The 25,848-nt window shown below is 58.5% G+C and carries 22 protein-coding genes; 13 read left to right on the forward strand and 9 right to left on the reverse strand.

Features of this window, described 5'->3' with window-relative positions; genetic code table 11:
• Window positions 1–9: 9 nt before the first annotated feature.
• The 3 genes from HMPREF2651_RS00835 to HMPREF2651_RS00845 all read right to left on the reverse strand — a co-directional run bounded on the left by HMPREF2651_RS00835 (window position 10) and on the right by HMPREF2651_RS00845 (window position 2,915).
• Entirely contained in the window at window positions 10–1,140 is a 1,131-nt protein-coding gene (locus tag HMPREF2651_RS00835; RefSeq protein ID WP_049181960.1) for a DUF695 domain-containing protein, read from the reverse strand.
• A 108-nt stretch (window positions 1,141–1,248) separates the two neighbouring features.
• A complete protein-coding gene (locus HMPREF2651_RS00840) occupies window positions 1,249–2,232 on the reverse strand; it encodes a bile acid:sodium symporter family protein (protein ID WP_038627067.1) in 984 nt (327 codons plus the stop codon).
• A 71-nt stretch (window positions 2,233–2,303) separates the two neighbouring features.
• On the reverse strand, window positions 2,304–2,915 hold the full coding sequence (locus HMPREF2651_RS00845) for an SdpI family protein (RefSeq protein WP_038627065.1): 612 nt from the start codon (window positions 2,913–2,915) through the stop codon (window positions 2,304–2,306).
• Window positions 2,916–2,975: 60 nt separating this feature from the next.
• Between HMPREF2651_RS00845 and leuS the strand changes: the two genes are divergently transcribed.
• A complete protein-coding gene (gene leuS, locus HMPREF2651_RS00850) occupies window positions 2,976–5,894 on the forward strand; it encodes a leucine--tRNA ligase (protein WP_049181963.1) in 2,919 nt (972 codons plus the stop codon).
• Between the two features lie 156 nt (window positions 5,895–6,050).
• On the opposite strand, the gene HMPREF2651_RS00855 is transcribed toward leuS, so the two are convergent.
• The 4 genes from HMPREF2651_RS00855 to HMPREF2651_RS00870 all read right to left on the reverse strand — a co-directional run bounded on the left by HMPREF2651_RS00855 (window position 6,051) and on the right by HMPREF2651_RS00870 (window position 9,702).
• Window positions 6,051–6,467 (reverse strand): hypothetical protein, encoded by a 417-nt coding sequence (locus HMPREF2651_RS00855; protein WP_049181964.1) that lies wholly within the window; start codon window positions 6,465–6,467, stop codon window positions 6,051–6,053.
• 43 nt (window positions 6,468–6,510) lie between these two features.
• Entirely contained in the window at window positions 6,511–7,443 is a 933-nt protein-coding gene (locus tag HMPREF2651_RS00860; protein ID WP_049181966.1) for a universal stress protein, read from the reverse strand.
• A 159-nt stretch (window positions 7,444–7,602) separates the two neighbouring features.
• Window positions 7,603–8,094 carry a MarR family winged helix-turn-helix transcriptional regulator gene (locus tag HMPREF2651_RS00865; RefSeq protein ID WP_016421708.1) on the reverse strand — a complete coding sequence of 164 codons (492 nt, stop codon included), beginning with the start codon at window positions 8,092–8,094 and terminating at the stop codon, window positions 7,603–7,605.
• 522 nt (window positions 8,095–8,616) lie between these two features.
• A complete protein-coding gene (locus tag HMPREF2651_RS00870) occupies window positions 8,617–9,702 on the reverse strand; it encodes an inositol-3-phosphate synthase (RefSeq protein WP_016421706.1) in 1,086 nt (361 codons plus the stop codon).
• A 272-nt stretch (window positions 9,703–9,974) separates the two neighbouring features.
• Here HMPREF2651_RS00870 and HMPREF2651_RS10865 point away from each other — a divergent pair, with 272 nt between their 5' ends.
• The 10 genes from HMPREF2651_RS10865 to trxA all read left to right on the forward strand — a co-directional run bounded on the left by HMPREF2651_RS10865 (window position 9,975) and on the right by trxA (window position 19,999).
• Window positions 9,975–10,346: a DUF5318 family protein gene (locus HMPREF2651_RS10865; RefSeq protein WP_224786660.1), complete on the forward strand. Its 372-nt coding sequence runs from the start codon at window positions 9,975–9,977 to the stop codon at window positions 10,344–10,346.
• A gap of 11 nt (window positions 10,347–10,357) precedes the next feature.
• Entirely contained in the window at window positions 10,358–12,838 is a 2,481-nt protein-coding gene (locus HMPREF2651_RS00875) for a transglycosylase domain-containing protein (protein WP_049181967.1), read from the forward strand.
• Window positions 12,839–13,030: a hypothetical protein gene (locus HMPREF2651_RS00880; protein WP_049181968.1), complete on the forward strand. Its 192-nt coding sequence runs from the start codon at window positions 12,839–12,841 to the stop codon at window positions 13,028–13,030. It abuts the gene before it with no gap.
• 311 nt (window positions 13,031–13,341) lie between these two features.
• Window positions 13,342–13,629, forward strand: coding sequence for a 30S ribosomal protein S6 (rpsF, locus tag HMPREF2651_RS00885; RefSeq protein ID WP_005511978.1), 288 nt, complete (start codon window positions 13,342–13,344; stop codon window positions 13,627–13,629).
• Window positions 13,630–13,750: 121 nt separating this feature from the next.
• A complete protein-coding gene (locus tag HMPREF2651_RS00890; RefSeq protein WP_005511984.1) occupies window positions 13,751–14,317 on the forward strand; it encodes a single-stranded DNA-binding protein in 567 nt (188 codons plus the stop codon).
• Window positions 14,318–14,417: 100 nt separating this feature from the next.
• Entirely contained in the window at window positions 14,418–14,870 is a 453-nt protein-coding gene (rplI, locus tag HMPREF2651_RS00895; protein WP_005511982.1) for a 50S ribosomal protein L9, read from the forward strand.
• A gap of 736 nt (window positions 14,871–15,606) precedes the next feature.
• On the forward strand, window positions 15,607–17,199 hold the full coding sequence (gene dnaB, locus HMPREF2651_RS00900; protein WP_049170075.1) for a replicative DNA helicase: 1,593 nt from the start codon (window positions 15,607–15,609) through the stop codon (window positions 17,197–17,199).
• Window positions 17,200–17,341: 142 nt separating this feature from the next.
• A complete protein-coding gene (locus HMPREF2651_RS00905) occupies window positions 17,342–18,538 on the forward strand; it encodes an acyltransferase family protein (protein WP_049181970.1) in 1,197 nt (398 codons plus the stop codon).
• A gap of 89 nt (window positions 18,539–18,627) precedes the next feature.
• The gene (locus HMPREF2651_RS00910; RefSeq protein ID WP_049181972.1) at window positions 18,628–19,476 is read left to right on the forward strand and encodes a fumarylacetoacetate hydrolase family protein; all 849 of its coding nucleotides are present in this window, start codon (window positions 18,628–18,630) and stop codon (window positions 19,474–19,476) included.
• Between the two features lie 142 nt (window positions 19,477–19,618).
• A complete protein-coding gene (gene trxA, locus HMPREF2651_RS00915; RefSeq protein ID WP_005511980.1) occupies window positions 19,619–19,999 on the forward strand; it encodes a thioredoxin in 381 nt (126 codons plus the stop codon).
• Between the two features lie 93 nt (window positions 20,000–20,092).
• Here trxA and HMPREF2651_RS00920 read toward each other — a convergent pair whose 3' ends face one another.
• Window positions 20,093–21,394, reverse strand: coding sequence for a serine hydrolase (locus tag HMPREF2651_RS00920; protein ID WP_038627046.1), 1,302 nt, complete (start codon window positions 21,392–21,394; stop codon window positions 20,093–20,095).
• A 161-nt stretch (window positions 21,395–21,555) separates the two neighbouring features.
• Here HMPREF2651_RS00920 and HMPREF2651_RS00925 point away from each other — a divergent pair, with 161 nt between their 5' ends.
• The gene (locus HMPREF2651_RS00925) at window positions 21,556–22,392 is read left to right on the forward strand and encodes a PspA/IM30 family protein (protein ID WP_049181976.1); all 837 of its coding nucleotides are present in this window, start codon (window positions 21,556–21,558) and stop codon (window positions 22,390–22,392) included.
• Between the two features lie 177 nt (window positions 22,393–22,569).
• Here HMPREF2651_RS00925 and HMPREF2651_RS00930 read toward each other — a convergent pair whose 3' ends face one another.
• A complete protein-coding gene (locus HMPREF2651_RS00930; RefSeq protein ID WP_049181286.1) occupies window positions 22,570–24,150 on the reverse strand; it encodes an NYN domain-containing protein in 1,581 nt (526 codons plus the stop codon).
• Between the two features lie 261 nt (window positions 24,151–24,411).
• Between HMPREF2651_RS00930 and HMPREF2651_RS00935 the strand changes: the two genes are divergently transcribed.
• Window positions 24,412–25,689 (forward strand): MFS transporter, encoded by a 1,278-nt coding sequence (locus HMPREF2651_RS00935; protein ID WP_038627040.1) that lies wholly within the window; start codon window positions 24,412–24,414, stop codon window positions 25,687–25,689.
• Window positions 25,690–25,848 lie beyond the last annotated feature (159 nt).

The following is a 25,848-nucleotide window of genomic DNA, read 5'->3' on the forward strand; positions in this document are numbered from 1 at the left end:
AAAACCAATCTACACGCGCAGGTGGCCGACGCGCTGCCAAGCTGGATCGTAAGCGGTGTCGACAACGTGCTCTCCGTCGGTCCACGTCTCCGCAACAGCTCGCAGACCCGCCTCCGCATCAGATGCCGGGTCAATAAAGAAGTGCATCAGAGCCATACCGTCGGACTGCTCAGTTGCGACAAAAATACCCTTGTCCTCAGCGATGGCTTCAGCGGCAGCGGTATTGAACTCGGAGAGGGATTCCTTCGACTCGTCCGTCGGCAAGCCCTTGTCGTCAATGTGAGCGAGCATGAGCTGAATCAACACATGCTGCGTCATAGTCGGGCTCACCAGCTGCGTAATCGGAGCGCGAGTAGCGACGACGAGCGGCTGGCCGTTGGCTTCGGCATCAATGGTGAGCCACTCCGGGCACTCTTCCGCGAGCCGCTCGACGACACCGCCCAGCTCCGGTAGCGGGATAGCACCTTCCGGCTCCTCGCCAGCGAAGGCGAAACCGCGCAGCCACAGGCCGAAGTCCTCCTCCCCCAGAGCCAGCTGCAGCAGTGTGAAACCGAGCTGAGCTACCAAGCGCTCACCGTCCTCCAACTGAGCAATTGCCGGGAACAGCGGGTGGAATAGGCGAACGTCCACTGCCCCATGACCACTGCTAACAGCCACGCGGGCGTCTGCCGGATCGACCTCGGCGGGAGCATCGGCCTCGAGAGTACCCTGTGCAACCAACGTAGCTGCGACATCCCCCAGCGACAGCTTCATCGCCGGATCCGCCTGGCGGAGGTCGGTGAAAGACCACACCGCGCCGTCGTCAGGCGCGGCCTCCAGCCAACGGCGAGCGACCGGGCGCAGCTCTGGATCGCCGGCAGCGCTCACAGTCAGAAGATGGCGAGAATACGGAGCGCCAGCCTCAAACCCCCAGATGAGCCGGTCATTAATGGCGGCGATGCGCCCGCCGACCTCCTTCTGGACATCAATAATGTCCACATCGGCGGCGTTCGGGGCACCATCGATACCGAGTTGGACACTAAACATAGAGTCGAGCGCATCGGCGCCAAAAGAGTTCCACCACGACCAGAACTCATTGATCGCGGTCTCTTCTGCGGCGCGCTGTTCCGGAGAGAATGGAGCCGGATTCTCGTTAGCCATACTGAATCTCACACTTTCGTTTGCTCGTTTAAAACCGAACCTTATGTTGTGCGCCCCAGTATATGTGCCAAGCCGGATTCGCCCCTCGGTTCCATGCCCTAGACCGCGTTAAGCGGGTTGTGGCTCCGGCTCAGCTTCTGCTTCCTTGCCCCAGCGAGCGGCGTAGACCGCACAGATCATCAGCTGAATCTGGTGGAAAATCATCAGCGGCAAAATGTAGAGGCTGGCATCGGCACCGAAGATAACGGCGGCCATTGGCAGGCCAGTGGCCAGGGACTTCTTCGAACCGCAGAACTGAATGGCAATGCGGTCCTTGCGGTCGAAGCCCATCTTCTTTGCGACGAAACCGGACAGCCGCAAAACGAATTCCACCAGCACTACCGAGAGCACACAGAGGATGACGATGTCGCCGGCCGGCACCTTCGACCAAATGCCCTGCACCATGCCCTCGGAGAACGCGGCATAGACAACCAGTGCGATGGAAAGTCGGTCAACGTTCTTAGTCGTCTTCGCGGCGGCAAACTTCAGGGTCCAACGGCGAGTGAGCTGGCCGATTGCGAACGGCAGCAGCAACTGCAGCGAAATATCCAAGAACACCGACGAATCCACATGAACGCCGCCACCAGTGGCCATCAACAGCATCACGAGCACCGGTGTGACGACGATGCCCAGCAGGTTAGAAGCCGAGGCACTGACGATTGCGCCGGCGACATTGCCCTTGGCGATGGAGGTGAAGTTCACACTCGACTGCACCGTTGACGGGGCCAGCGTCATGTACAGAATGCCCAGGTAGAGGCCAGGAGAGAGAAACCAATCCAGGGGTTTCATCAGCAGGCCGAGGATTGGGAACAGCACGAATGTGAAAGCCAGAATGGTTATGTGCAGCCGCCAATGCTTAACGCCGGCCAACGCATCCTGCGGACTCAAACGCGCACCATAGAGGAAGAACAAGAAGCCGATGGCGATCTTCGTTGCCCAGCTGAAAACCTCAGCGGTAGTGCCGCTTGCAGGAAAAAAAATCGCCAGTATCGCTGCAGCAACGATACCGACGATGAGGGGATCTGGACGCCAACTCACAATTCGTTGCCACATGGACAAATAGTTTAGTGGGCAACCAGAAGTTGTCTTACTATTTTGCAGAAGCTTTTCTCTGCAATAATTTTTTACTTCTTCTGCTCAGCTGCCTTGCGCAGCGCATCCTTGTCCACAGGCTTGAAAGCGGCATTCGCGGATGAGCCCTTGTCCGTGCACAGTCCTTCCAGGCCACAGGAGCTGCAGCCACCGGAGACACCGCAGTCTGCTGCTGGGTTGTCGGAGCAGCAGGCATCATCAGCTGCAGTGTCGGCGGCATCAGTGGTGGCGGAGCCACAGCCACAGCCGCTGTCACCGTCACCGCACCCACAACCGGAACCGGACTCCGCGGAGACCTTGGCGTCGTAAAGCGCGATGGTGTGCGAGCCGATCGCCGCACCAACGCCGAGCATGGCGATACCGGCGAGCAGAGCGACGGCGTACCACAGCCACATCCAACCAGAGGCCTCCGGGCGGATGGCGAGGAAGGCGAGCATGGCGGCGCCGAGGAAAGCGACGGCGGACACAGCCCACGGCGGCCCGGCAACGCGGTGCGTAATATCCCAGTTTTCCTGGGACTTTCGAGCCTCGGGCGCACGAATTCCAATCCAGTTATTACCCGGCAGCTTCGCCGACCATGCCAAACCAGCGACAACGGCTATGCAAACAGCCAGAACCAGGGTAATTACAGGGATGACAATCATGCTTCCAATTTATATAGGTGGTTGGGCACGTGCCAAACGCACCTATTAGACTGTGAGACCATGACCAACAGCGAAAAGTCCTCGTCCTCGGCAGAAGCCACTGAATACCGCTACTCCCCCGAGCTGGCGACTCAGCTAGAGGGAAAGTGGCAGGCGTATTGGAAAGATAACGGCACCTTCTACGCCCCCAACCCGGTGGGCGATTTGGCAGCTGCCGACGGCTCGACTCCGCCGAAAGACAAGCTTTTCGTCCAGGACATGTTCCCGTACCCGTCAGGCGTCGGTCTGCACGTAGGCCACCCACTGGGTTACATCGCCACCGACGTCTTCGCGCGCTTCCACCGTATGCAGGGCGCAAACGTGCTGCACACCCTGGGCTACGACGCCTTCGGTCTGCCGGCGGAGCAGTTCGCAATCCAGACCGGTACGCACCCGCGCGTGACGACGGAAGCGAATATCGCCAACATGGAGCGCCAGCTGGGCCGCCTGGGGCTTGGCCATGACCGCCGTCGTGTTTTCGCGACCACTGACCAGGACTACTACAAGTGGACGCAGTGGATTTTCCTGCAGATTTACAACGCCTGGTTCGATGAGGATCAAAAGAAGGCCCGTCGTATCGATGAGCTGATTCCGCTGTTGGAGTCCGGCGAGATGGCTACCAAGGACGGTCGCGTCTACGCTGAGCTCAGCGAGGCTGAGCAGCGCGAAGCTGTGGATGAGTTCCGCTTGGTCTACCAGTCGAATTCGATGGTCAACTGGTGCCCGGGCCTCGGCACTGTGCTGTCCAACGAGGAAGTGACCGCCGAAGGTCGTTCGGAGCGCGGTAACTTCCCGGTGTTCCGCAAGCGGCTGGGCCAGTGGATGATGCGCATCACCGCTTACGCCGACCGCCTGGTCGATGATCTGGAGCTACTGGACTGGCCGGACAAGGTCAAGTCCATGCAGCGCAACTGGATCGGTCGCTCCCGCGGTGCTGAGGTCGACTTCGCAGCTGAGGTAGGCCCGAAGGTCTCCACCAAGATCAGGGTTTTCACCACTCGCCCGGACACTCTCTTCGGAGCCTCCTACATGGTGCTCGCTCCTGAGCACGAGCTGGTGGATCAGCTGGTCGAAGCCGGCAGCGGTTCCTACGAGGGTGTGGATGAGCGCTGGACCTTCGGCAAGGAAACCCCAGCTGAGGCCGTCGCCGCTTACCGCGCCGCAATTGCCTCCAAGTCCGACCTGGAACGCCAGGAGAACAAGGAGAAAACCGGCGTCTTCCTGGGTGCTTACGCCACCAACCCGGTCAGCGGCGAACAGGTGCCGGTATTCATTTCCGACTACGTCCTGATTGGCTACGGCACCGGTGCCATCATGGCTGTCCCGGCCCACGATGAGCGCGACTACGAGTTCGCCACTGCCTTCGGTCTGCCAATCCGCGAGGTCGTTGAAGGCGGTGACATTGCAAAGGAGGCGTACGTCGGTAACGGTACGTGCGTGAACTCCGCCAATGACTCCGGCCTGGACATCAATGGCCTGGACAAGGACACCGCCATCGCCACCGTCATTGAGTGGTTGGAGAAGGAAGGTACTGGCCACGAGAAGGTCCAGTACAAGCTGCGCGACTGGCTGTTCGCCCGCCAGCGCTACTGGGGCGAGCCCTTCCCCATCGTCTACGACGAGGACGGTCACGCCCACGCACTGCCCGAGTCCATGCTTCCGGTCGAGCTCCCGGAGGTCGAGGACTACAAGCCGGTCACATTCGATCCGGACGATGCCGACACCGAGCCAAAGGCCCCACTGGACAAGGCCACTGACTGGGTCAACGTCGAGCTCGACCTCGGCGACGGCAAGAAGAAGTACCGCCGAGACACCAACGTCATGCCGAACTGGGCAGGTTCCTCCTGGTACCAGCTGCGCTACATCGACCCGAACAACGCTGAAAAGTTCGTTGACCTGGAAAACGAGCGCTACTGGACCGGCCCCCGTCCGGAGACGCACGGCAAGGACGATCCAGGCGGCGTCGACCTCTACGTCGGCGGCGTCGAGCACGCGGTGCTGCACCTGCTCTACTCCCGCTTCTGGCACAAGGTCCTCTTCGACCTCGGCTACGTGACCTCCAAGGAGCCGTACCGCCGTCTGTTCAACCAGGGCTACATTCAGGCCTACGCCTACACCGATGCTCGTGGTGTCTACCAGCCGGCGGATCAGGTAGTTGAGCGCGATGGTAAGTTCTTCATTCCAGGTGGCGCCGAAGACGGCTCTGACCTGGAGGTTTTCCAGGAGTACGGCAAGATGGGCAAGTCTCTGAAGAACGCCGTCTCCCCCGACGAGGTCTGCGACAACTACGGCGCCGACACCTTGCGCGTCTACGAAATGGCCATGGGCCCACTCGACACTTCCCGCCCGTGGGCGACGAAGGACCTGGTCGGCTCGCAGCGCTTCCTCCAGCGCGCTTGGCGTCTGGTGGTCAATGAGGACTCCGGTGAGCTCGCCGTCACGGACGCAGCGCTTTCCGACGACGACCTCAAGGCGCTCAACCGCACCGTGGAAGGGGTTACCTCTGACTACGCAGAACTGCGTGACAACACGGCCGTCGCAAAGCTCATTGAGTACGTCAACTACCTGACCAAGACCTACGGATCGGCCGGTGCACCGCGCGCCGCTGTGGAGCCGCTGGCTCTCATGCTGGGCCCGGTGGCACCGCACATCGCGGAGGAAATGTGGAGCCGCCTCGGCCACTCCGAGTCCCTGGCGCACGGTCCGTGGCCGGCAGTTGACGAGAAGTGGCTGGTCGATGACACCGTTGAGCTGCCAGTTCAGATCAACGGCAAGGTCCGTGCCCGCATTGACGTGGCTACCGATGCTTCCCGCGAGGATATCGAGGCCGTCGCGCGTGCCGACGAAAAGGTTGTCGCAGCGGTGGAGAGCGCCGGTGGCAATATCGTGAAGGTCATTGTCGTTCCGGGCAAGATGGTCAACCTGGTTGTGAAGAAGTAGCCAGGGAGGCCAGTGCGTACAAGAAAGTGTCTGGGGTTATGGCAGTTTAAGGCCTAAAATCGGCTCAAATTTGCCATAAGCCCAGACACTTTCTCGCTTGAGGCGTTCTCGCAAAAACCTCAAGAGGGTGGCGTCGAGGCTGGCCGCCTCTTACCCCTACTTAACGCCCAGAATCAGGACGCCGAATGTGGAGAGCATCCACATCAAAGTGAAGGGCATGAGCACCCAGCACATGGCGAGCCACGGGCGCCAGTTGCGGAAGTTCTTCCACTCCACGTAGGTCTGCCAGAAACCAAAAAGGCAGCCAACCAGGGAGATTACGCCTGGAACAACGGGAAAAAGAATCTCCCACGTGCGGGAGCAGAGGAAGCTGGACTTACCCGCATCACAGGTGGGGCCACCGACAATCGCGCCAGCGATGCCGATAATGAGGCCCGCGAGCAGCGTAGTAAGAATCACACCCGCGGTGTAGATGTAGGCGCGCCTGCCGGAATACATCTTGCGCTCAAGCTTGTCGAAGATTTCATCCTCGCTGCGCTCCGGTTTACTGTGCCCCGGTGCGTTATCCACCATCTGCTCCCCTCGTCTCTAAATCCCTTCTGATGTGCCTGCCATACTAGGCCGGAGTAATCAGCATTGGCACCGGGCTGTGGCGAACGATGTGGTTAGTCGACGATCCGATGAAGATTCGTCCGAATGGGCCAAGAGTAGACGAACCCAAAACGAGCAAGTCCCCCTTCTTCCATTTGATGGACTGAATGGCCTCTTCCCAACCGTTGCCGGAGGCCACGTCCGCATCGATGGACAGATCTGGGTAACGGGTATGCGCGCGGTCGGTACCGCGGTCGAGCAGCCCCATCGCCTGCTCGCGCCACTCAATCATCAGGTCCGAGGAGGGGCCGTAGCCGTTCTCCGTCGGGTACATGGTCGCACCGCGGGGCGTAAACGAGACCAGACGCAGGGGAACTTCCCAACGGTGTGCCAGGTCAGCAGCCTTATTCAATGCGTGGTGCGACTGCGGAGTGTCAATGTAACAAATGCTGACACGGGTCACACCATGCTTAGAAAGTTTCGCGCCGGGGATAGCCAGCCCCAGTGGAGTTGGCGAGTAGTGCAGCAGCGCATCCGAAGTCGACCCCGCGGTAAAGCGACTGCGGTTCTTGGCGGCCCAGTCCTTGGTATTGCTTCGGCGCGTGCCAAGCAGAACCATATCAGCTTCGAATTCTTCGGCCTCGTTGCAGATAGTTGTAGATTCGCTGGAGGATTCGATGATCCGCACGGCATCGTCGTCAAGCATGCCCTTGCGCAGGCCAGCGAGCTTTAGCTCATCCTTGATGATTTTTTCAAGAGACTCGGTTTCGTGGGCAACCCAGGAGTCATTGGTGCGCAGCCGAGCCAGTGAGGTCAGCGGCCAGCCGCGCGACAGTGCGCTGACGACGCGAATCTGCACCTTCGTGGTGCGAGCTAACCAAGCGGCGTAAGCAAGCGTTTCGGTGCCGTACTCGCCTGGACGCCACGCAATCATGATACGAAGCGGGCGGGAAGCCATCGCTAATCCTCCTGTGATTACTCAGAAATATCCAAGTGGTGCTTCTGGGTAATAGCCTACGTGGATAGGCGGGCATATATAAAACGGCACTGATGACGTGTAAAAGCTATGTACCCTGCCTGTGGGCTTAAAGAGGGCAGGGCTAAGCTGAAAAAGAGACTAGACGCTTGGGTTTGTCTTTGGATGCTCCGGGTAGTTTTCGAGAATCTTGGACAGAATCGTCTCAAGACCAGCGCCAAATTCCAGCTCTTCCTGGGTCAGCGTGCTGAACATTTCAGCCATCTGCTGATTGCGCTCTTCAGAAACACGGTGCAGTTCTTCACGGCCACGGTCGGTCAGTTCAACGCGGACGCCACGGCGGTCTTTGCTGTCGCGGACGCGCTCCACCATGCCGGCGACCTCCAAGTGGTGCACGGCGTTGGAGGCGGTGGGCATGCGGATGGCCTCGGCCTCAGCCAACTGGCTGATACGGCAGGCGCCCAGTGCCTCCAGGGTCATCATGATGGACAGCTGCGCACGACTGAGCTGGGACTCCGAGGAGCGGCGGCTGTAGAGCAGCTCAGCGCGAGTCAGGAGAGGGCGAATGCGCTTAGCGAGCGACAGAGGAGTAACGGCATCAGGATTGCCAATCGAGCCCGAAGATAATGTCATAGCGACGATGTTATATGCGAACAGCGCTAGTTGCCAATACGAAATTTATTTGGGGTGCTATTTATTTTTCTACAACTGGTGATTTCGGCAATGAAATCATTAGGAATTCTCCATCGATCATCTAAAACCCCAGTACAAAGCATTAAACCTATCTGCGTATAAGGTTTTTTCGGCGCTGGCAGAAACCCCCTAAAGTGTCACTTCTTCTGTACTTAGAACGTTGGCTTGGAGGTAGCCATCCGGCTACTCTCACGAATACTTTCGGCTTGCGATATATCTCGCGAATCAATCCTCTCGGATGTATTGCTGTCAGCTTTACGACGACTGCAGCGCACGCATCCATGGCAGGGACGAGGTGGGCGCAGCAGCGAGTAGGGCGAGGAGGGCGTGGAAGGAATCGGGGAGGATAGGGGATAGAGGAGCACAAAAGCGCCAGCGGCTACTGCATGGGTAACCGGCTGGCGCTTTTCAAGGAACATGCTCTCGGAGCTGCTCGCTTGTACTTTTGAGTGCTTGTACCTTTTAGTCTTCGCCCTTAATAAATGCTTCGAGCTGTGCTCGCGCAACATCGTCGGCAAGCTGCTTCGGCGGGGACTTCATCAGGTAGGAAGAAGCGGCGTAAACCGGGCCGCCGATGCCGCGATCCTTGGCGATTTTGGCCGCGCGAACAGCATCGATGATGATGCCGGCGGAGTTCGGGGAGTCCCAGACCTCGAGCTTGTACTCAAGGTTCAGCGGCACCTCGCCGAAGGCCTTGCCCTCGAGTCGGACGTAGGCCCACTTGCGGTCATCCAGCCAGTCCACCCAGTCCGACGGGCCGATGTGGACGTTGCGGTCATCGATCTTGCCGGCCAGTGGACCGGTGAGATTGGAGGTGACAGCCTGGGTCTTGGAAATCTTCTTGGACTCGAGACGGTCGCGCTCGAGCATGTTCTTGAAGTCCATGTTGCCGCCGACGTTGAGCTGCAGGGTGCGCTCGAGGCGAACACCGCGGTCCTCAAATAGCTTGGCCATGACGCGGTGGGTGATGGTTGCGCCGACCTGGCTCTTGATATCGTCGCCGACAATCGGAACGCCCGCGTCTTCGAACTTCTTGGCCCACTCCGGGTCGGATGCGATGAAGACCGGCAGGGCGTTGACGAAGGCCACACCAGCGTCAATGGCACACTGTGCGTAGAACTTGTCGGCCTGCTCGGAACCGACCGGCAGGTAGGAGACCAGGACATCGACCTTGGCGTCCTTCAGCGCCTGAACTACGTCGACCGGTTCAGCCGGGGATTCGTCGATGGTGTCCGCGTAGTACTTGCCAACGCCGTCCAGGGTCGGGCCGCGCTGAACCTCAACGCCGAGAGTCGGGACATCGGCAATCTTGATGGTGCAGTTTTCGGAGGAAACAATGGCCTCGGAGAGGTCCTTGCCGACCTTCTTGTCGTCAACGTCGAAAGCTGCGACGAACTCGACATCGGAGACGTGGTAGTCGCCGAAGACGACGTGCATGAGGCCAGGAATGGTCTCATCGGGCTTTGCATCGCGGTAGAACTCGACACCCTGCACCAGGGAAGAGGCGCAGTTGCCGACGCCGACGATAGCGACGCGAATTGAACTCATTTAGTAATTCTCCTTGAAACTATGTGCTCGGAGGCTTTGACCTCGCGCCGGGAACTCACACCGGGAACTCGCATCAAGACCTAGCATCAGAACCCCGCACCAGGACCTTGCGCCAGCGGTGCGGCCGTGAGTGGGCGCGCGCATTGAGGTAACGAGCGTGACGTTATACCTTTATGCGTTTTTTGCCGATGCCCGAACCGTGAGGGGGCATGTGTTTACCGATAAAGCGGGGGTGAAACCAGCCCGCACGAGCCTGCTAATCTGTCTTCGTGATGACATGGCAGGGCGAGATTGATCACTCCTTGCTCAAGAAGCAGTTATTGGAGCAGTGGCGTGTAGGGGAGATTTCACGGAAATCACTCTGTGATGCCGATGCTCGGCTGGTCGCTGCCGCGCGTTTTCACGGCAGAAAGTCCCAGGAAGAGTGCCCAGTATGTCGCAAATTCCATCTCCGACTCGTATTCTGGGTGTTCGGAGAAAACTTGGGCCGTCGTTCCGGCTCTGCTTGTACTGAAAACGAATTATCCGCAATAGTTAATGAATATGGTTCGTGCACCGTCAAAGAAGTTGAGGTGTGCCCCGACTGCAAGTGGAGTTTCCTGACCCGGACACTTCAGGCAGCTCGAGAAGAGTCAGAAAACTAGGGAGAGCACCCGTGAGCAATGATCGACCCGATAGCCCAGGCGGTCCTAACAGCCCTCACGAGGGCCAGGGTTCTAATTCATCAGGCGAGTGGTGGAATCAGCCGGATGCTGATTCCTTCAATACGCACGCACGCTCCGATGACGCATCGCTTGACGACGATTCCGGCGACAGCATTGATGCTGTTTCGGTCGGTGGCAGTGACGAGGGTTTGGCTACCGATTCAGAGATGACGTCGGCAAGCGAGCTGGACCCGGCGAAGGGGCAGTACGCCCCAGATGACCATGAACCAGATGACCATGAAGAGGAAAGCTCGATGGCGCAAGAAGAACAGCCGACTGATAATAAGCGGCGAATTTTAGCGTGGCTCGGTCTAGCCGTGGCGTTGGTCGTGCTGTTGCCGCTAGTTGTGTTCGGTGTTGCTTATGCGACAACGGACGTGCCGGAGCCAGAGGAGTTGGCCAATAGCCAGATTGCGGTGATTTATGACCGTACTGGTGAAAAGGAAATCACGCGCATCGTCCCCGAGGGCGGTAACCGAAGCAACATCACAATCGACAAGGTGCCGGATGCTGTACGCAATGCAGTGCTGGCAGCCGAGGATCGTGATTTCTATACCAACCCGGGTTTCTCCCTGACCGGTTATGGCCGTGCGGCTCTGGGAGTCGTGACTGGTAATTCCAGTGCCGGTGGCGGATCGACCATTACGCAGCAGTACGTCAAGAATGCTGTGGTGGGCAATGAGCGCACGCTGACCCGTAAGGCCAAGGAATTGGTCATGTCGGCGAAGATGGCGCGGGAGTGGACTAAGGACGAAATCCTTGAGGCCTACCTCAACACGATTTACTTTGGTCGTAACGCATACGGTATCGCGGCAGCGTCGAAGGCCTACTTCGGTAAGGAAGTCGGTGAGCTGAATGCCGAAGAGGGTGCTGTGCTGGCGGCCTCGATTCAGCGTCCATCCGCACTGGATCCGTGGACTAACCGTCCAGAGGCGGAGCAGCGTTGGAACTACGTCCTCGATGGCCTGGTGGAGATGAACATCGTCTCGCCGCAGGACCGCGCGGGAATGCAGTACCCGGAGACCATCGATCCGGCGTTGGCGCCGAAGCAGGCTCCGGAGCCCGGCCCGGCTGCCATGATTAAGAATCAGGTGCTGGCTGAGTTGGAGCGCGAGGGAATCTCCGAGCAGGAGGTCAACACTGGCGGCCTTCGCATTACGACGACCATTGACCCGACGGTGCAGCAGGCTGCCCTGGATGCGATGGAGAACTACGTCGACCAGTCAACAGGTCTGCGCGCCGCCATCGTCTCGGTGGAGCCGAAGACCGGTGCTGTCCGCGCCTACTACGGTGGCGATGATCCGACTGGTTGGGACTACGCGAACAGCGGTCTGCAGACCGGTTCTACTTTCAAGATCTTTGCGCTGGCAGCAGCGCTTGATCAGGGCATTCCTCTGACCGCGCAGTACTCTTCGGCACCTGTCCAGTCCGGTAACGCTACTCTGTACAACTCCGGTGGCGCCGGCGGTGGTGTTCTCCCGATTTACGAGTCCCTGAAGCAGTCGCTGAACACCCCGTTTATTCGCCTGCAGCGTGACCTGAAGAATGGCCCGGATGACACCGCCAAGATGGCTCATCGCCTGGGTGTGGCCGAGTCGATCCCGGGTATTGAAAAGACTCTGATGGATGACAATGGCCACTCGCAGGACGGCATCACCCTGGGTCAGTACCTCTCACGTCCGCTGGATATGGCTGTTGGTCTGGCTACGCTGACTAATGACGGCGTCTACCAGCAGACGCACTTCGTAGAGAAGGTCGAAAACTCCAAGGGTGAGATCGTTTACGAGTCCAATGCCGACAAGGGTGACCGTCGAGTCTCTAAGGCAGTGGCCACCAACGTGATATCAGCCATGGAGCCCATTGCGGGCTACAGTAACAAGCCTTTGGGCGGTGGTCGCCCGTCGGCTGCCAAGACCGGTACTACGCAGTTGGGTGACACCGGCCAGAACAAGGATGCGTGGATGATTGGTTCGACCCCGCAGCTGTCGACCGCAGTATGGGTTGGCAACGTCGATGGTTCGGCGCTCTACAACTCCTACGGTGGAGTCATGTATGGTGCCCAAACCCCGGGCGATTTGTGGAAGTACACCATGGATAACGCACTGGCTAACGAGGACTTTGAGTACTTCACTAAGCCGGAACCAATCGGCGGTGTCGCAGGTGCACCGCAGTACCAGGCGCCGTCGACCTCTGACTCTAACTATGGCCAGGACTATGCCCCGGAGACCACCGAACAGGAGTCATCCGAGGAGTCGACCCCTGAGTCCTCCAATGAGCAGCCTGCACCACTTCCGCTTCCGGGCGGCGACGGCGGCGGTGGCGGCGGTGGCGGAATCGCTGACCTGCTGCCCATCCCGCTTCCAGGGGGCGGTGGTCTCGGTGGTGGCAATGAAGGCGGCGGAGACCCTGGTAACTCTGGGGGTGGACAGTAAGTGGATACGTGGGTGATTTTCACCATCGTCTGCGTCGCGATTGGCTTCCTGATGTTCGGCACGGCTTTTTGGGGCTTCATGCAGAAGTGGAAAACAGCAATCATTTGGGTTCTGTGTCTGGCAGCTTTCCTGTTCGCGACAGTCATTCCGGTGATTATTGCGTTGGCGCATGCTTCCTCGACAGCAATGTAGGACGCAGGCCTGATAGTTAGTTGTTAGAGCGCTAACTGCCCACCAAGCACGCGACAACTTCACAATTTAAAGAGACGCACGCAGTAGCTCTGTGTGCGTCTCTTTAAATTCGGCGCCCCGACGCCGCTTGCCAGTACTGCTTGCCGACGGCGCCTGCGATTAGGACATATACCTCTGCCTGCGGTACCCTGGCAGGGTTGCTTGACGCAACGATCCTCCTGCTGCATAGCGGCTGGCATGAAAGATAGTGCCAGCGCACCACGCTGTGTAGCCGAAATACAAGAACTAGACCATAGGAGGTGATGAGGTCCGTGCGTCACTACGAAGTAATGATTATTATCGATCCGTCTCAGGATGAGCGCACCGTAGGCCCGTCCCTGGAGAAGTACCTCGACGTTGTCCGCAAGGAGAACGGCAAGGTGGAGAAGGTGGACATCTGGGGTAAGCGCCACCTCGCCTACCCGATCGAGAAGAAGGAAGACGGCATCTACGTTGTCGTCGACCTCACCTGCGAGTCCGCAACCGTGCTGGAACTCGACCGTCGTCTGAATCTGAACGACAGCATCCTGCGCACCAAGGTGCTGCGGGTTGATCGTTAATCTGCGTCATATTTGCGTATCCAGAGTGCTCGAATGGGGCACACCGGTAATGCGAAAGCCGTAGGATAGCGGGCGAAAGCCCCATCATCAGCTCGACAGAATACAACCGAGGAGAAGAAGCATGGCTCAGGGAGACGTACAAATCACAGTGGTTGGCAACTTGGTTGCTGACCCGGAGCTTAAGTACACCCAGAACGGCACCGCCGTGGCGAATTTCCGCGTTGCGTCGACTCCGCGGGTGTACCGAGATGGCCAGTGGGTTGACGGCGAGGGCATGTTCCTCACCTGCAGCCTGTGGCGTGAGGCAGCGGAGAACGCTGTCGAAAGTCTCTCCAAGGGCATGCGTGTCATCGTCCAGGGTCGTCTGCGCCAGCGCAGCTACGAGACCCGCGAGGGCGAGCGTCGTACCGTCTTTGAGGTTGAGGTCGATGAGGTGGGTCCGTCCCTGAAGTTCGCTCGAGCTCAGGTCACGCGCACTCCACGCAACGGCGGTGGAAACTTTGGCGGCGGTAACCGCGGCCAAGGTGGAAATGCCGGTGGTGGTTTCGGCGGTGGCTTTGGTGGAAACCAGGGCAACCAGGGTGGACAGAGTGATCGCGGTTTTGGTGGCGGAGCTCCTGCGGAAGATCCGTGGAACTCAGCTCCTCCGGCCGGTGGCGGCTTCGGCGGCGATGAGCCTCCGTTCTAAGCTCCTTCCAGCCACGGCACTACGTGACTAGTTTGCAGCAGATTTAGCATCCACAATTCTCATAATCTTTTAAAGACATATCCAGCGAAAGGCAGGGATCATGAAGCTGATCCTCACCGCCGACGTTGACAAGCTCGGTGTCGCAGGCGACATCGTTGAGGTCAAGGCCGGCTACGGACGTAACTACCTGCTTCCTCGCGGACTGGCAATTGTTGCCACCCGCGGCGCAGAAAAGCAGATCGAGGGCATTCGTCGTGCCCAGGAGGCTCGCGCTATCCGCGACCTCGACCATGCACGTGAAGTCAAGCAGAAGATTGATTCGCTCGACAACGTCTCCGTTGCTGTGAAGGCTTCGGAAAATGGCAAGCTGTTCGGTTCCGTCACCAAGGGTGACATCGCCGATGCAGTTCGTAAGGCTTCCGGTCAGGCTATCGACAAGCGCGCAGTCGTGCTTGCTCCGAGCCAGATCAAGTCCCTTGGTAAGCACACCGTTGACATCGCGCTGCACCCGCAGATTACCGCGCATGTTTCCGTACAGGTCGTCGCCGCGTAAGTTCGCGGTTTAAAGTTTTTACTTTGACGGCGGCCGACGAGCGCCGCGCCTAAGGATGTGCGCGGGCTCTGAGGCCCAATGACAACAGCACACGTGAAGCTCTGATCTTTCGTAGTGAAAGGTCGGGGCTTTTCGTGGTTTAAGGCTGGCTTAAAGCCTTTTACGCAGGTGCTGGAAAGAGCATCTACGACTTGTCCACAGGCTAACGATGATTGTTGTGGATAAACCTGTGGGTAACTTGCCTGGCTGCCGTGGATAGCTTTTCTGGAGAACGCGAGATTTTTATTAATTCATCGTTAATAATCTCCGCATGAGCAGCATCGATGCTAAAAGGGCAACAGAGGATTACATTTGTGCAGGATTAAGGCAAATATGTACTGACCTGCGTAGATAGAATATTTTCGGGTTGAAACTCCGCTACCCCCGTTAACATTCAAGCGGCGGTTTAGGGTTACGGACCGTTTACCTGGACTTTTCTTGATTGTGCACATGTTCTCCCCAGGCCTATCCACAGGTGCTGTGGATAACTTCGGGGATAAACGCCGTAGAAGATTGTTTTCTGGGGCCTTCAAGGGTACTTTTACAGGTCCGTCAATCCGCTCGAACAGGTATAACTGCGGTAGGTAGTCAGGTGTCCAGTGCTGGCGGTCGGAACAGACATATTGAATGTGACGGTCAGTCAGCAACAGGGTTGAAAAGGCACCTAAGTGGTCCAGAAGGGGAGGAGCTGCTCACGATGAGTCAGCCTGTAGGTGATGGTGGTCATTCAGGAGCAGGGGACGAGGCGTCGTCCTACTCGGTAAATTCCCACGATGATTCTTTCGATGACGTTCCGCTGCCCCCGGAACCGCCGGTAGAGGATGCTCCACCGGAGGAGTATTCTTTCTCGCAGAGCTCGGGCAACGGATCGTCGGCAAGCGGATCTGGGGCGCGGGACTGGGAGCGAGACCGTGGTCGTGGCGCTCGTGCGAGTGCGGTCGCTGGCGCGACTTTTGAGCGCACGCCGCCGCACAATATCGAGGCGGAGCAGAGTGTGCTCGGCGCGATGCTGCTGAACTCAGAGGTCGTTGCGGATGTGTACGAGCAGCTGACACCGGAGGATTTTTACCGACCGGCGCACCAGACGATTTACTCGGCGATTTTGCACCTCTACGGTGAGTCCTCGGAAATTGACCCCATTTTGCTGGCAGGTCGTCTGGATCGAACTGGAGACCTGGAGCGCATCGGTGGTCCGCTGTACCTGCACACCTTGGCCTCCCTGGTGCCAACGGCGGCGAATGCGCAGTTCTATGCCCGCATTGTTGCGGAGAAGGCGACAATCCGTCGCCTGGTAGAGGCCGGCACGAAGATCGCCCAGATCGGCTATGCGGGCGCGGAGGACACGGAGCCGGAGCAGCTGGTGGATGAGGCGCAGCAGCTCATCTTCAGTGTTGGACGTGAGAACACGAAGAATGACTACGTTCCCATCGCCGATGTCCTGGATGACACGCTGGAGGAACTGGATCTTATTACCCAAAACGGCGGTCTGGCGCAGGGTGTGCCGACGGGGATTACCAACCTGGACAAGCTGACAAACGGTCTTCACCCAGGTCAGATGGTGATTATTGCGGCTCGCCCGGGTGTGGGTAAGTCCACGCTGGCGATGGACTTCATGCGTTCGGCCTCGATTCGCAACGGCATGACCAGCGCAATTTTCTCGTTGGAGATGTCGCGCAATGAAATCATGATGCGCATCATGTCCGCAGAGGCGAAGATCAACATGGCATCTTTGCGCTCCGGTGACCTGGATGAGCGGGACTGGACCAAGTTGGTCGAGGTCGGCGACAAGATCCGCGATGCTCCGCTGTTTATTGATGACTCGCCGAACCTGACCATGATGGAGATTCGCGCGAAGGCACGTCAGCTGAAGCAGAAGCACGATCTGAAGATGATCGTGGTCGACTACCTGCAGCTGATGAGCTCGGGTAAAAAAGTCGAGTCCAGACAGCAAGAGGTCTCGGAGTTCTCCCGTCAGCTCAAGTTGTTGGCGAAGGAACTCGAGGTACCGCTGATTGCAATTTCGCAGCTGAACCGTGGTCCGGAAGCTCGCACAGATAAGAAGCCACAGGTCTCGGACCTGCGTGAGTCGGGCTCACTGGAGCAGGATGCCGATATCGTCATGCTGATTTACCGGCCGGACTCGCAGGAGGCTGACCATGAACGTGCTGGTGAGGCGGATATTATCGTCGCAAAGCACCGTGGTGGACCGACCGGAAGCATTGCTGTGGCCCACCAGCTGCACTACTCCAGGTTCGCCAACCTGGCGGAGGAGCCCAGCGGTTCTCTCTAGGTTCCTGGCCTAGCCACCCAGAATTAGTGCAATCCGGGTGGCTAGGTAAGGTGAGTGACAGTCAATGGGGCGAGTTTTCGTGCGTTGACGGTTTTGAAGGTTTTGAGGGTTACGCGGAGTCGTCGGGAAGCGGGGAAGCACTATGTCACCAACTGCCGCTCCCGCGGCAGCGGAGGCCAAAGCTAAAAGGCATAAGAGTGCGCCGAAACAGCGCGTCGGCTGGGTAGATGCGGCCAAGGGGCTGTGCATTCTATTGGTTGTGCTAGGCCATGCCGTCACAGAGCTGCAAGCGCACGGTTACTACACGGCGCAGTGGGCGGGGATTAACTTCTTCCTCGGACCAATCCGTATGCCGCTGTTTTTCCTGCTATCTGGTCTGTTCGCCGGCAAGGCACTCAAGGAGTCGTGGCATAAGTTGGCCAATCGCCGAATCTGGGTGATGGTCTATCTCTACGTGATTTGGGTTCCACTGCGTGACTTCGTGCTTTTCCTCATGCCATATACGCACGTGGATGCCGATGGCATCGTGTCTCCGCCGCCGATTGCGGACCGCGGCGCGTGGGGGCCGCGGATTTACAACACGCTTCACGCGGTCATCGAGCCAACTTCTTACCTGTGGTTCCTGTGGGCGCTGGCGCTATTTGCAATTCTCACACGAGCATTCCGCTGGGTACATCCGGTGATTCAGCTCATCGTTTCAGGCCTCATTAGTGCATGGGCGCCTTTTGCCTCATCCAGCTGGTCGTGGGACTTTGTCAGCAAGATGCTGTTCTTCTACGTGCTGGGCATGTACGGTGCGCCCTGGATCTTCCGGATGGCACAGCGTCGCAGCGGCCTCTCACTGCTAGTGACGCTGACGGCGTTCCTGTCGGTGGCAATCTGGGTGCAGGCGACCTACGCGAGCTTTAACGAAGGCAACGTCGGCTTCACCCGCGTGTACCTGTCCACCACTGGCGCACTGGCTGCAATCAATGTTATGGCGATGCTGCAGAACACTCGCCTAGTTGTGCCCTTTGAAAAGATTGGCGGCCGAACGCTGCCTATCTTCCTCATGCACATTCCAATGTTGGTTGTGGTCATGATTATTTGCGACCTCATCCTGCCGAAGGACCCACACTTGGTCATCATGACGCCGCTGGTGGCCATCATCGCGGCGATGCTGTGTCTCGGTCTGCACAGGTTGCTGCTTGCCATCGGTGCCGGATGGCTCTTCGTCCGTCCTGCTTGGGTAGTGCGCATGACTACGCCGGGACAGCGTGCTCTTCAGCGCAGCCAGAATCTTCCCTCCCAGCCTGAAGGCGAGGCTCTGCGTCAACCAAAGAGCGAACCTGCTTCCTAATTCAGCTCAACAAGGCGGTAGCGTGGAACCGAGAGCCGATCAGGCGGCAGAAGTGACACAGAGAATAGCCATGAAGAAATGAGAAAGCCATGCGTCTAGCAACGTTGCGATACCAGGGTGCAACCCGCGCCGCTATTCTCGGCGACGGCGTAGCGGTCCTTTTTGATGACCACTGTCTCGGAGATGTGTTAGCGCGGCCAACGTGGCGTCGTGAAGCGGAAGAACTCTTGGCGGAGGCGGGGGACAACCCTGACAACGTCATGGCGGAGAGCGCGTGGGCGTTCGCACCGCTGATCACGCGGCCGGGCAAGATCGTCTGTGTTGGCCTGAACTATGCCGTGCACATCGATGAGATGGGACACCAGCGCCCCGAGGTGCCGACGCTATTCGCGAAGTTTGCCGATGCCGTCGCCGGTGCGAAGGATGATATCCGAGTGCCGGAGGCCTGCGCGGAAAAGCTCGATTATGAAGGCGAACTCGCGGTTATCGTCGGCGAGACCTGCTTGCGGGTGTCGGAGGAGCAGGCGCAGGACGCTATCGCTGGGTACGCGATTATGAATGACTTCACCCAGCGCGATTTCCAGTACGCCACCGCGCAGTGGCTACAGGGGAAGACGTTGCAGCGCGCCAGTGCTTTCGGTCCGTGGATGCTCACAGCCGATGCTTTCGATGCGGACTCCGCACGGGTGCGCACATATGTCGACGGAGAGCTGCGCCAGGATGCCCCGATTGCGGACCTTGTTTTCTCCCCGGCGATGTTAATCGCCTACATCTCACAGTTCGTGCAGCTGAACCCGGGCGATGTCATCTCCACGGGAACGCCGGCGGGTGTTGGCCACGGCATGAGCCCGCAGACCTACCTTCAGGATGGTCAGGAAATGATTATCACCATCGATGGCCTGGGTAAACAGATCAACACCGTCCGCATCAACCACTAGCACGCGCCGCTTTACGACGTCCCCGCGAACCCGGCGGGAATGAATCGACCCCCGCGTGCGTTGTGGGAGACTAACGGGTAAAAACCTACGTAAAGAACGTGAAGTTAGAACACGACGTTAAAGAGTAAGAGGAGTTAGCCCCATGGCAACTGTTGATATTACGAACGAGACTTTCGCTGAGACTATTCAGAACAACGACATTGTGCTCGTTGATGCCTGGGCATCCTGGTGCGGTCCGTGCCGCCAGTTCGCCCCGATTTATGAGAAGGCTTCGGAGAAGCACTCAGAGGTAGTGTTCGCAAAGCTGGACACCGATGCCAACCAGGAGGTTTCGGCCGCCCTGGGCATTCAGTCGATTCCGACGCTGTTTGTTTTCCGCGAGGGAATCCTGCTGTTCCAGCACTCTGGTGTGCTGCCTGAGACCGCTCTGAGCGACCTGGTTGGCCAGGCTTCGGAGCTGAACATGGATGATGTCCGTGCGCAGATTGCCGAGCAGGCCGCACAGGATAGCGCTACCGAGTAAATTCTGCGATTTAGTCCGCATACTGTGCGTTTTCCAACTTGGAGCACTGCCGGATAAGCCCCCGCGCCTCAAGCCCGCGGGGGCTTTTTGTATCTAGTCCGCGCGCTGGCCACGAATGAGCCAGCCAATACCAAAGCCAGCGAGTGCCGCTACTAGTGCCCACAGGGCTGGAGCGACTTTGTTTGAGTCCTCCTCAATCGACAGTGCCGCGCTGGTGCGGGCATGCTTTGTCTCCTTCTCACCTGTTGGCAGAACCTGCCCGCCCGGGAACACGTGCTTGACAGCTTCGGTGAGGTCGTTGGCGGTCAGGTTTTTGCCCAGAACCGCGATAGCGTAACGGTCATCGTCGCCAAGGAATCCGGCAGTGGTGTGCTGCTCTTCGTACCAACCGGATTTGTTGGCAATCGTTTCCTTCGGTAGCGCTGCACGCAGACCGAAGTTCTGGTCTGCATCGCCGTAGGAGTAGCGCGGCAGTGAGTACATCAGCTGACGCATGTATTTGGTCTCCGTGTCGCTCAGTCCGCCTTCTTCGCTCAGCATGCGGTCAAAGTAGGCGACCATGTCGGCTGGCGTACTAGTGGTGGCTCCCCACATAGGCGAGCCGACGGTCTTATCCGACAGGCCGTAGCGCTGCCGGACATTGTCAACGATGCGTACACCGCCGTAGGAATCCCACAGCTCGTCAGTTGCTTCGTTGTTGGAGTATCGAATCATGTCGTCGCGCAGCATGGCGTCAGGGTTGCCCTCAACCGGCATATCGCCCTGGCCAGCGACGATCTCGTCCTTCTTCGGCTGTGTGTAGTTGGAGTAGGCCACGACATCGGCGATGAATACCTTCATCAGGCTGGCGAGGCGAAAAACATCATCACAGTGTGCGTTGCAGATGAACTCACCGGTCTGGCGATCCAGGATGCCCATGCCGAGCATGCCGCCCTTAGCATCAAACTCCTCGGTCACTTGGTCGAGACGAGTTTGGACGCCAAGGCCCCACTGGGTCTTCGCCCCCGGCACAAGTGGGGGAAACGCCTTCGGCTCACTTTTCGCAGTGCTTTCCGACGGCTCCGTTGAGGACGTTTCCGATGTCGTTGAAGAGGTTTTCTCAGTCGACTTCTCAGGCGACTGTTCCGCCGACTTCTCTGTGGTTTTTCCTGTGCTCTTCTCGGGAGTCTTTTCAGCTGGCTTTTCGGTGGTCTTCTTGGTTTTTGCGTCGGAGGGCTTAGTCGGCTCCGTTGAGGATGGAGCTGCGACGACTACCTGCGAAAATGCGCCGGTATCGGTGGAGTCAGCAGTTGCGGTGACTGTCGCGTTAGCCAGCGGCGCAGTTGCTGACAGAGTAATTACCGCGGCGAGACTCGCGGCAAGTCCGCGGTACGCGCGTTGAGGGCAATGAACCATGTTTAGAGAGTTTACAACTCTGGGGGAGTCTTGCTTGTCGGTAACCAGCTCTTTCCGTTTGCCGAGAGAGAGCGAGCTAGCTCACGTACAATTTTTTAAGAGATGGAATCTTCTCGGTTCCGATTAGTTATTCCGCATATGTTGAGGAAGGTTGGATTTGCATGGCTAATCCATTTGCCAAGGGCTGGAAGTACATGATGTCTTCGTTCGATAAGAAAATCGAGGACAATGCGGATCCGAAGGTTCAGATTGCACAGGCAGCTGAGGCCGAGCGTCAGCGCCATCAGGAGATTCAGCGTCAGGCTGCGGCTATCATCGGCAACCGCAATCAGCTGGAAATGCAGCTGGGGCGGTTGACCTCCGAGCGTGACAAGATTACCGAGAACACCCGCCAGGCACTCGCCAATGCGGATCAGGCTCGTGCCAAGGGCGATGAGGCCACTGCACAGAAGATGGAAAGCACTGCTGAGGCGTTTGCCACCCAGCTGGTGAATGTTGAAAAGGAGCTGGAAAATACTACGCAGCTCCACCAGCAGGCCGTATCTGCTGCTGAGGAGGCACAGCGTCAGGCGCAGCAGTCGCAGGCTCGCTACGAGCAGATTAAGCAGGATATCCGCAAGCTGGAGTCGCAGGCGGATCAGGCCAAGATGCAAGAGACCGCGTCGAAGACTCTCCAGAGCATGCAGGGTATTTCCGAGGATCCGAATGTGCCGACTTTAGATTCGGTCCGTGAGAAGATTGAAGGTCGCTACGCCAATGCGTTGGGCGCTCAGGAGCTCGCGGAATCCTCACAAGCAGGTCGCATGGCTGAGATCGAGACTTCGACTCGCGATGCCGCTGCCGACATGCGCCTGGCCGAAATTCGTGCCCAGATGAATAATGAAAGCGCTGCTCTCGAATCCGGTTCTGCCGCGAAGGATAATGCCGGCGAGCTGGAGTCCGCCGAGGCTGCCGAGGCCGTTGAGGACACCACAACGGACGCAGACGAAGCAAAGTAGCCTTCACCAGTTGCCAACAATCGACAGCAAGAAAGTGTCGGGGTTTATGGCAGTTTGAGCGGGAAAACCACCCTAAACTGCCATAAACCCCGACACTTTCTCGCGTCAGCCGCACCAGCAGCGACAGTAGCGCCAGCAGTGCTGAAGCCACCGAAACTGCCGAAGCCTTGAGGCGCGCTACTTCTCCAATTCGCCGTTCTTCCGCGCGAGCAGCACTCCGCGGATACCGGCGTGGAAACCATCGCGCAGATTGACGCGCTGCGTCTCCGTCAGCGTGTATTCGTGCAGGGTTTCGCACGCAAACTGCAGCAGCGGACGATCAATGTCCGGCGGCAGCCCACCACCAGAGAGCAAGTGGGCACTATCGCGCGCCTGCTCGTTCGCAATATTCTCGTACCACCAGTTCGCGTACTGCTGTCCCACATCGAACGGCGTCTGGAAACCCGCGGATGCCCACACCTCGTTCGGAAGGGGCACGTATCGACTACGCAGCTTCCTCCTTGGCGCCATCATCGAAGGATTCGGCCGCGGGCTTGGTTTCGGCGTACTCGTGTTGGCACCGTCTTCGCTTGCCGACGGCTCCGTCGCCGACTCCCCACTGCCGGTTGCAGTCGACGACGCGGAATCGGAGGCAGACGCGCCTGCATTCTCGGCTCCGATGTTGTTCGCAGTGTCGTTACCAGCCCCACTGCCAGTATTGACTGTCGCGCCGGGCATGGCCGCTGGAGAAGGCTGCGCTGGCTGCGTTGGCTGCGTTTGCTGTGTTGGCGAGTCAGCCGAAACGCCCGAAGCAGCGGAATCCACCTGTGTAGCTTCCAAACCGCCGGTGCGCTCTACCTCAGCGCGGTGCTCAGCCTGCGCCGGGATTTCCCGGGCACCCATCTTGGCCGCGTGCTCGACCTCGTTGAACTTCGGCGAGTCGGCCTTGGCCGTCGGCGTGGCTGCGGCATTGTCTTCGCTACGACAGTCGGAATCGCTGTCAGCCGTGGGGGATGGCACAACGCGCTGGTCCTGCGGAACCTCCGGAGTGCCGGCCTCCGGCGAAGCAACGTCACCGTCGGCGGCGGAGGGAGTGTTCTCCGTGCCGTCGTCAAGCGAGCCCTCACCTGGAGGAGTGATGCGCGTATCCGGTACGCAGGTGGCGCCGAGATCTTCGATTGGTTCGGCATCGCCCAGCGGCTTATTCGTGCGGACGACCGGTGGGATTGGACCCTCGAGGACATTGAGCTGCATGGCGTCGGCGAAGTCCTCGCGGGGATCGAGGATTGTCGTCGAATCGCAGGCATGGCGAAGTGCACCGGACATAGAGTCCCAGCCGAAGCCGTAGAGATGCACGCGCACACCGGCGGCCGAAGCCTCAGCGACGCCGGGCAGCATGTCCGCATCGCCCGAGACCAGCACGATATCGGAAACTTGGTTGCGTAGGCCGGCGACAACCATGTCTGCGACGAGTCGCGTATCGACGGCCTTCTGCGTCCGTCGGTCACCCCATTCAATGAGCTGACCTGCGCGCAGCTGCACACCATCAATCGTGCGCAGTGAGCGCTGGTAACGATGCGGCCCCGACTCCGGGATGCCGTCGTACCAAAGTTGCCGCTGAACTGGCTGGTTCAGCTGCTGGTTAATCATTCGGTCAAGGACACTAACTACTTCTCTAAGGTCGATTTCTAATTGCCCGCGGGCTCCGGTTTCCCACGAGTTGTAAAAGCTCGCCAGTAAATATGACGTATCGACGAACACCAATGTGCGTTCAAGCATGGCTCCTAATTCCTGATTCTTTATTAACTAAATAAGCAAACCGGTTACATCGACAAGGATGCCCGAATAATTCATTCTATGCGCTAAATATGTTTAACTTCAGGGACTATTCTTAATAAGCCGCATTGCTTTGACCGTTCTTCGCGGGTTGGCAGAAGTGTGAGCCAACGAGAAAACACCGATCAATTTAGGTATTGACGTGCAAAGAAATCGCCTCGCGAAGAGTGCGACCACACAGGAGAAGGGGAGTTACAAACAGGTATGAGACGCTGGTTCGGCCTATTGGTTCTCATTACTGTGTTGGGGCAAGCGGTTTTCAACGGCGGTCGCGTGCTGCTTTCTTGGCGAGTCCTCGATTTTGGCGGTTCCGCCGCCACCGTCGGTTGGTTCACTGCCGCATTTTCACTTGTACCTCTTATTATTGCGCTTCCCGCCGGCAAGCTTGTCGACAGCCATCGTGCCACCGAAGTCATGTACTCCGGTCTCGTCGCCACCGTCATCGCTGCGGCAGTAATGGCGCTCTCGCCGAACCTACCTATTCTTCTGCTCGGCTACGTGGCCCTGGGTTTTGCCCACATGACCACGCTCATCGCCGCTCAAGGCATGGTGTCGCACCTGCGTGGCGGCGTCGCCGGGCTTGATAGCCTCTTTGCATACTTCACGCTTGGAATCTCTGTCGGGCAGTTCCTCGGCATCGTCGGTGCGGGTCTGCTCACTCCCAACCACGACGGCAGCGCCATGACCGCCACCACTTCCGCGCTCTGGGCGATGACGGGAATCGGTGCGATCGCCCTGGTCATCGGCTGGCCGGTCGCAACTGCTTATCGACGGCACGAAGCGAATGCAGCCGCCGAAGTGCAAGCTGCTAGCTCAACTGAGTATTCTCCGGCGTCGACTGTTAGCGACCGCAGCCGGATGGAGGAGAGGCGACCGGCGCAGGCCGAAGCCAGTGGCGCATCGGTCTTAAGCATCCTGCGTATCGATGGCATGTCCAGCGCCATGGCTGTCTCAATTGCGGTCATCGTAGCCATTGACCTGTTGACGGCATATGTGCCGGTGCTGGGACGTGAACTGGGCTTTAGTGTTGCCGAGGTGACGGCGATCCTTGGTGCGCGTAGTGGTCTTGCGATTATTTCCCGAGCCCTCATGCCGACTGTTTTGCGCAAAGCTAACCGCAATCGGGTCCTTATCATTGCAGTTTGTGCCGGTGTCCTGCCGCTTTTGGCAATGCCGTGGCTACAGAGTGCGTGGCTGATGGTTATCGCGGTTGGTATCTGTGGCTTGGCGTGGGGCTTTGTCATGCCTATGTCGATGACGTGGGTGAGCTCCCTGGTGGATGCCGAGGTGCGTGCTCAGGCGCTATCCATCCGGCTGATGGGTAACCGCTTGGCGCAGGTCATCCTGCCGCCGGTTGCTGGTTTGGGTGCTACCGCGATGGGTGCGGGCAGCGTGTTTCTGGGGGCGGGTGCGCTGATGGGTGTCGCGTCTGCCACTGCTTGGCGACGACTCGCAGGTGACAAGGCGGCTCTGACTAAGTAATTGGTCGGTTGCTGAGTTGCTGACAAGTAGCGACCGAGCCTTAGGAAGTCTCTGATTTGGCGTACGGGGTTAACTAAAGTGAATTGTTTTCATGGTTCTACCAGCGGATTCGCTTAAATAAGGGCGTGTGTGTAATGTATTCGGAGGTCAGCGCGGCCA

It is taken from the genome of Corynebacterium sp. HMSC063A05, assembly GCF_001809695.1.
GTDB lineage: Bacteria > Actinomycetota > Actinomycetes > Mycobacteriales > Mycobacteriaceae > Corynebacterium > Corynebacterium amycolatum.

What these genes read in the sequence shown, in the direction of transcription:
- leuS (WP_049181963.1), top strand. Translation starts at nt 2,976, where the DNA reads ATGACCAACAGCGAAAAGTCCTCGTCCTCGGCAGAAGCCACTGAATAC.
- rplI (WP_005511982.1), top strand. Translation starts at nt 14,418, where the DNA reads ATGAAGCTGATCCTCACCGCCGACGTTGACAAGCTCGGTGTCGCAGGC.
- dnaB (WP_049170075.1), top strand. Translation starts at nt 15,607, where the DNA reads ATGAGTCAGCCTGTAGGTGATGGTGGTCATTCAGGAGCAGGGGACGAG.
- HMPREF2651_RS00870 (WP_016421706.1), bottom strand. Translation starts at nt 9,702, where the DNA reads ATGAGTTCAATTCGCGTCGCTATCGTCGGCGTCGGCAACTGCGCCTCT.
- HMPREF2651_RS00865 (WP_016421708.1), bottom strand. Translation starts at nt 8,094, where the DNA reads ATGACATTATCTTCGGGCTCGATTGGCAATCCTGATGCCGTTACTCCT.
- trxA (WP_005511980.1), top strand. Translation starts at nt 19,619, where the DNA reads ATGGCAACTGTTGATATTACGAACGAGACTTTCGCTGAGACTATTCAG.
- HMPREF2651_RS00930 (WP_049181286.1), bottom strand. Translation starts at nt 24,150, where the DNA reads ATGCTTGAACGCACATTGGTGTTCGTCGATACGTCATATTTACTGGCG.
- HMPREF2651_RS00905 (WP_049181970.1), top strand. Translation starts at nt 17,342, where the DNA reads ATGTCACCAACTGCCGCTCCCGCGGCAGCGGAGGCCAAAGCTAAAAGG.
- HMPREF2651_RS00920 (WP_038627046.1), bottom strand. Translation starts at nt 21,394, where the DNA reads ATGGTTCATTGCCCTCAACGCGCGTACCGCGGACTTGCCGCGAGTCTC.
- HMPREF2651_RS10865 (WP_224786660.1), top strand. Translation starts at nt 9,975, where the DNA reads ATGACATGGCAGGGCGAGATTGATCACTCCTTGCTCAAGAAGCAGTTA.
- HMPREF2651_RS00835 (WP_049181960.1), bottom strand. Translation starts at nt 1,140, where the DNA reads ATGGCTAACGAGAATCCGGCTCCATTCTCTCCGGAACAGCGCGCCGCA.
- HMPREF2651_RS00855 (WP_049181964.1), bottom strand. Translation starts at nt 6,467, where the DNA reads ATGGTGGATAACGCACCGGGGCACAGTAAACCGGAGCGCAGCGAGGAT.
- HMPREF2651_RS00935 (WP_038627040.1), top strand. Translation starts at nt 24,412, where the DNA reads ATGAGACGCTGGTTCGGCCTATTGGTTCTCATTACTGTGTTGGGGCAA.
- HMPREF2651_RS00845 (WP_038627065.1), bottom strand. Translation starts at nt 2,915, where the DNA reads ATGATTGTCATCCCTGTAATTACCCTGGTTCTGGCTGTTTGCATAGCC.
- HMPREF2651_RS00925 (WP_049181976.1), top strand. Translation starts at nt 21,556, where the DNA reads ATGGCTAATCCATTTGCCAAGGGCTGGAAGTACATGATGTCTTCGTTC.
- HMPREF2651_RS00890 (WP_005511984.1), top strand. Translation starts at nt 13,751, where the DNA reads ATGGCTCAGGGAGACGTACAAATCACAGTGGTTGGCAACTTGGTTGCT.
- HMPREF2651_RS00910 (WP_049181972.1), top strand. Translation starts at nt 18,628, where the DNA reads ATGCGTCTAGCAACGTTGCGATACCAGGGTGCAACCCGCGCCGCTATT.
- HMPREF2651_RS00840 (WP_038627067.1), bottom strand. Translation starts at nt 2,232, where the DNA reads ATGTGGCAACGAATTGTGAGTTGGCGTCCAGATCCCCTCATCGTCGGT.
- HMPREF2651_RS00860 (WP_049181966.1), bottom strand. Translation starts at nt 7,443, where the DNA reads ATGGCTTCCCGCCCGCTTCGTATCATGATTGCGTGGCGTCCAGGCGAG.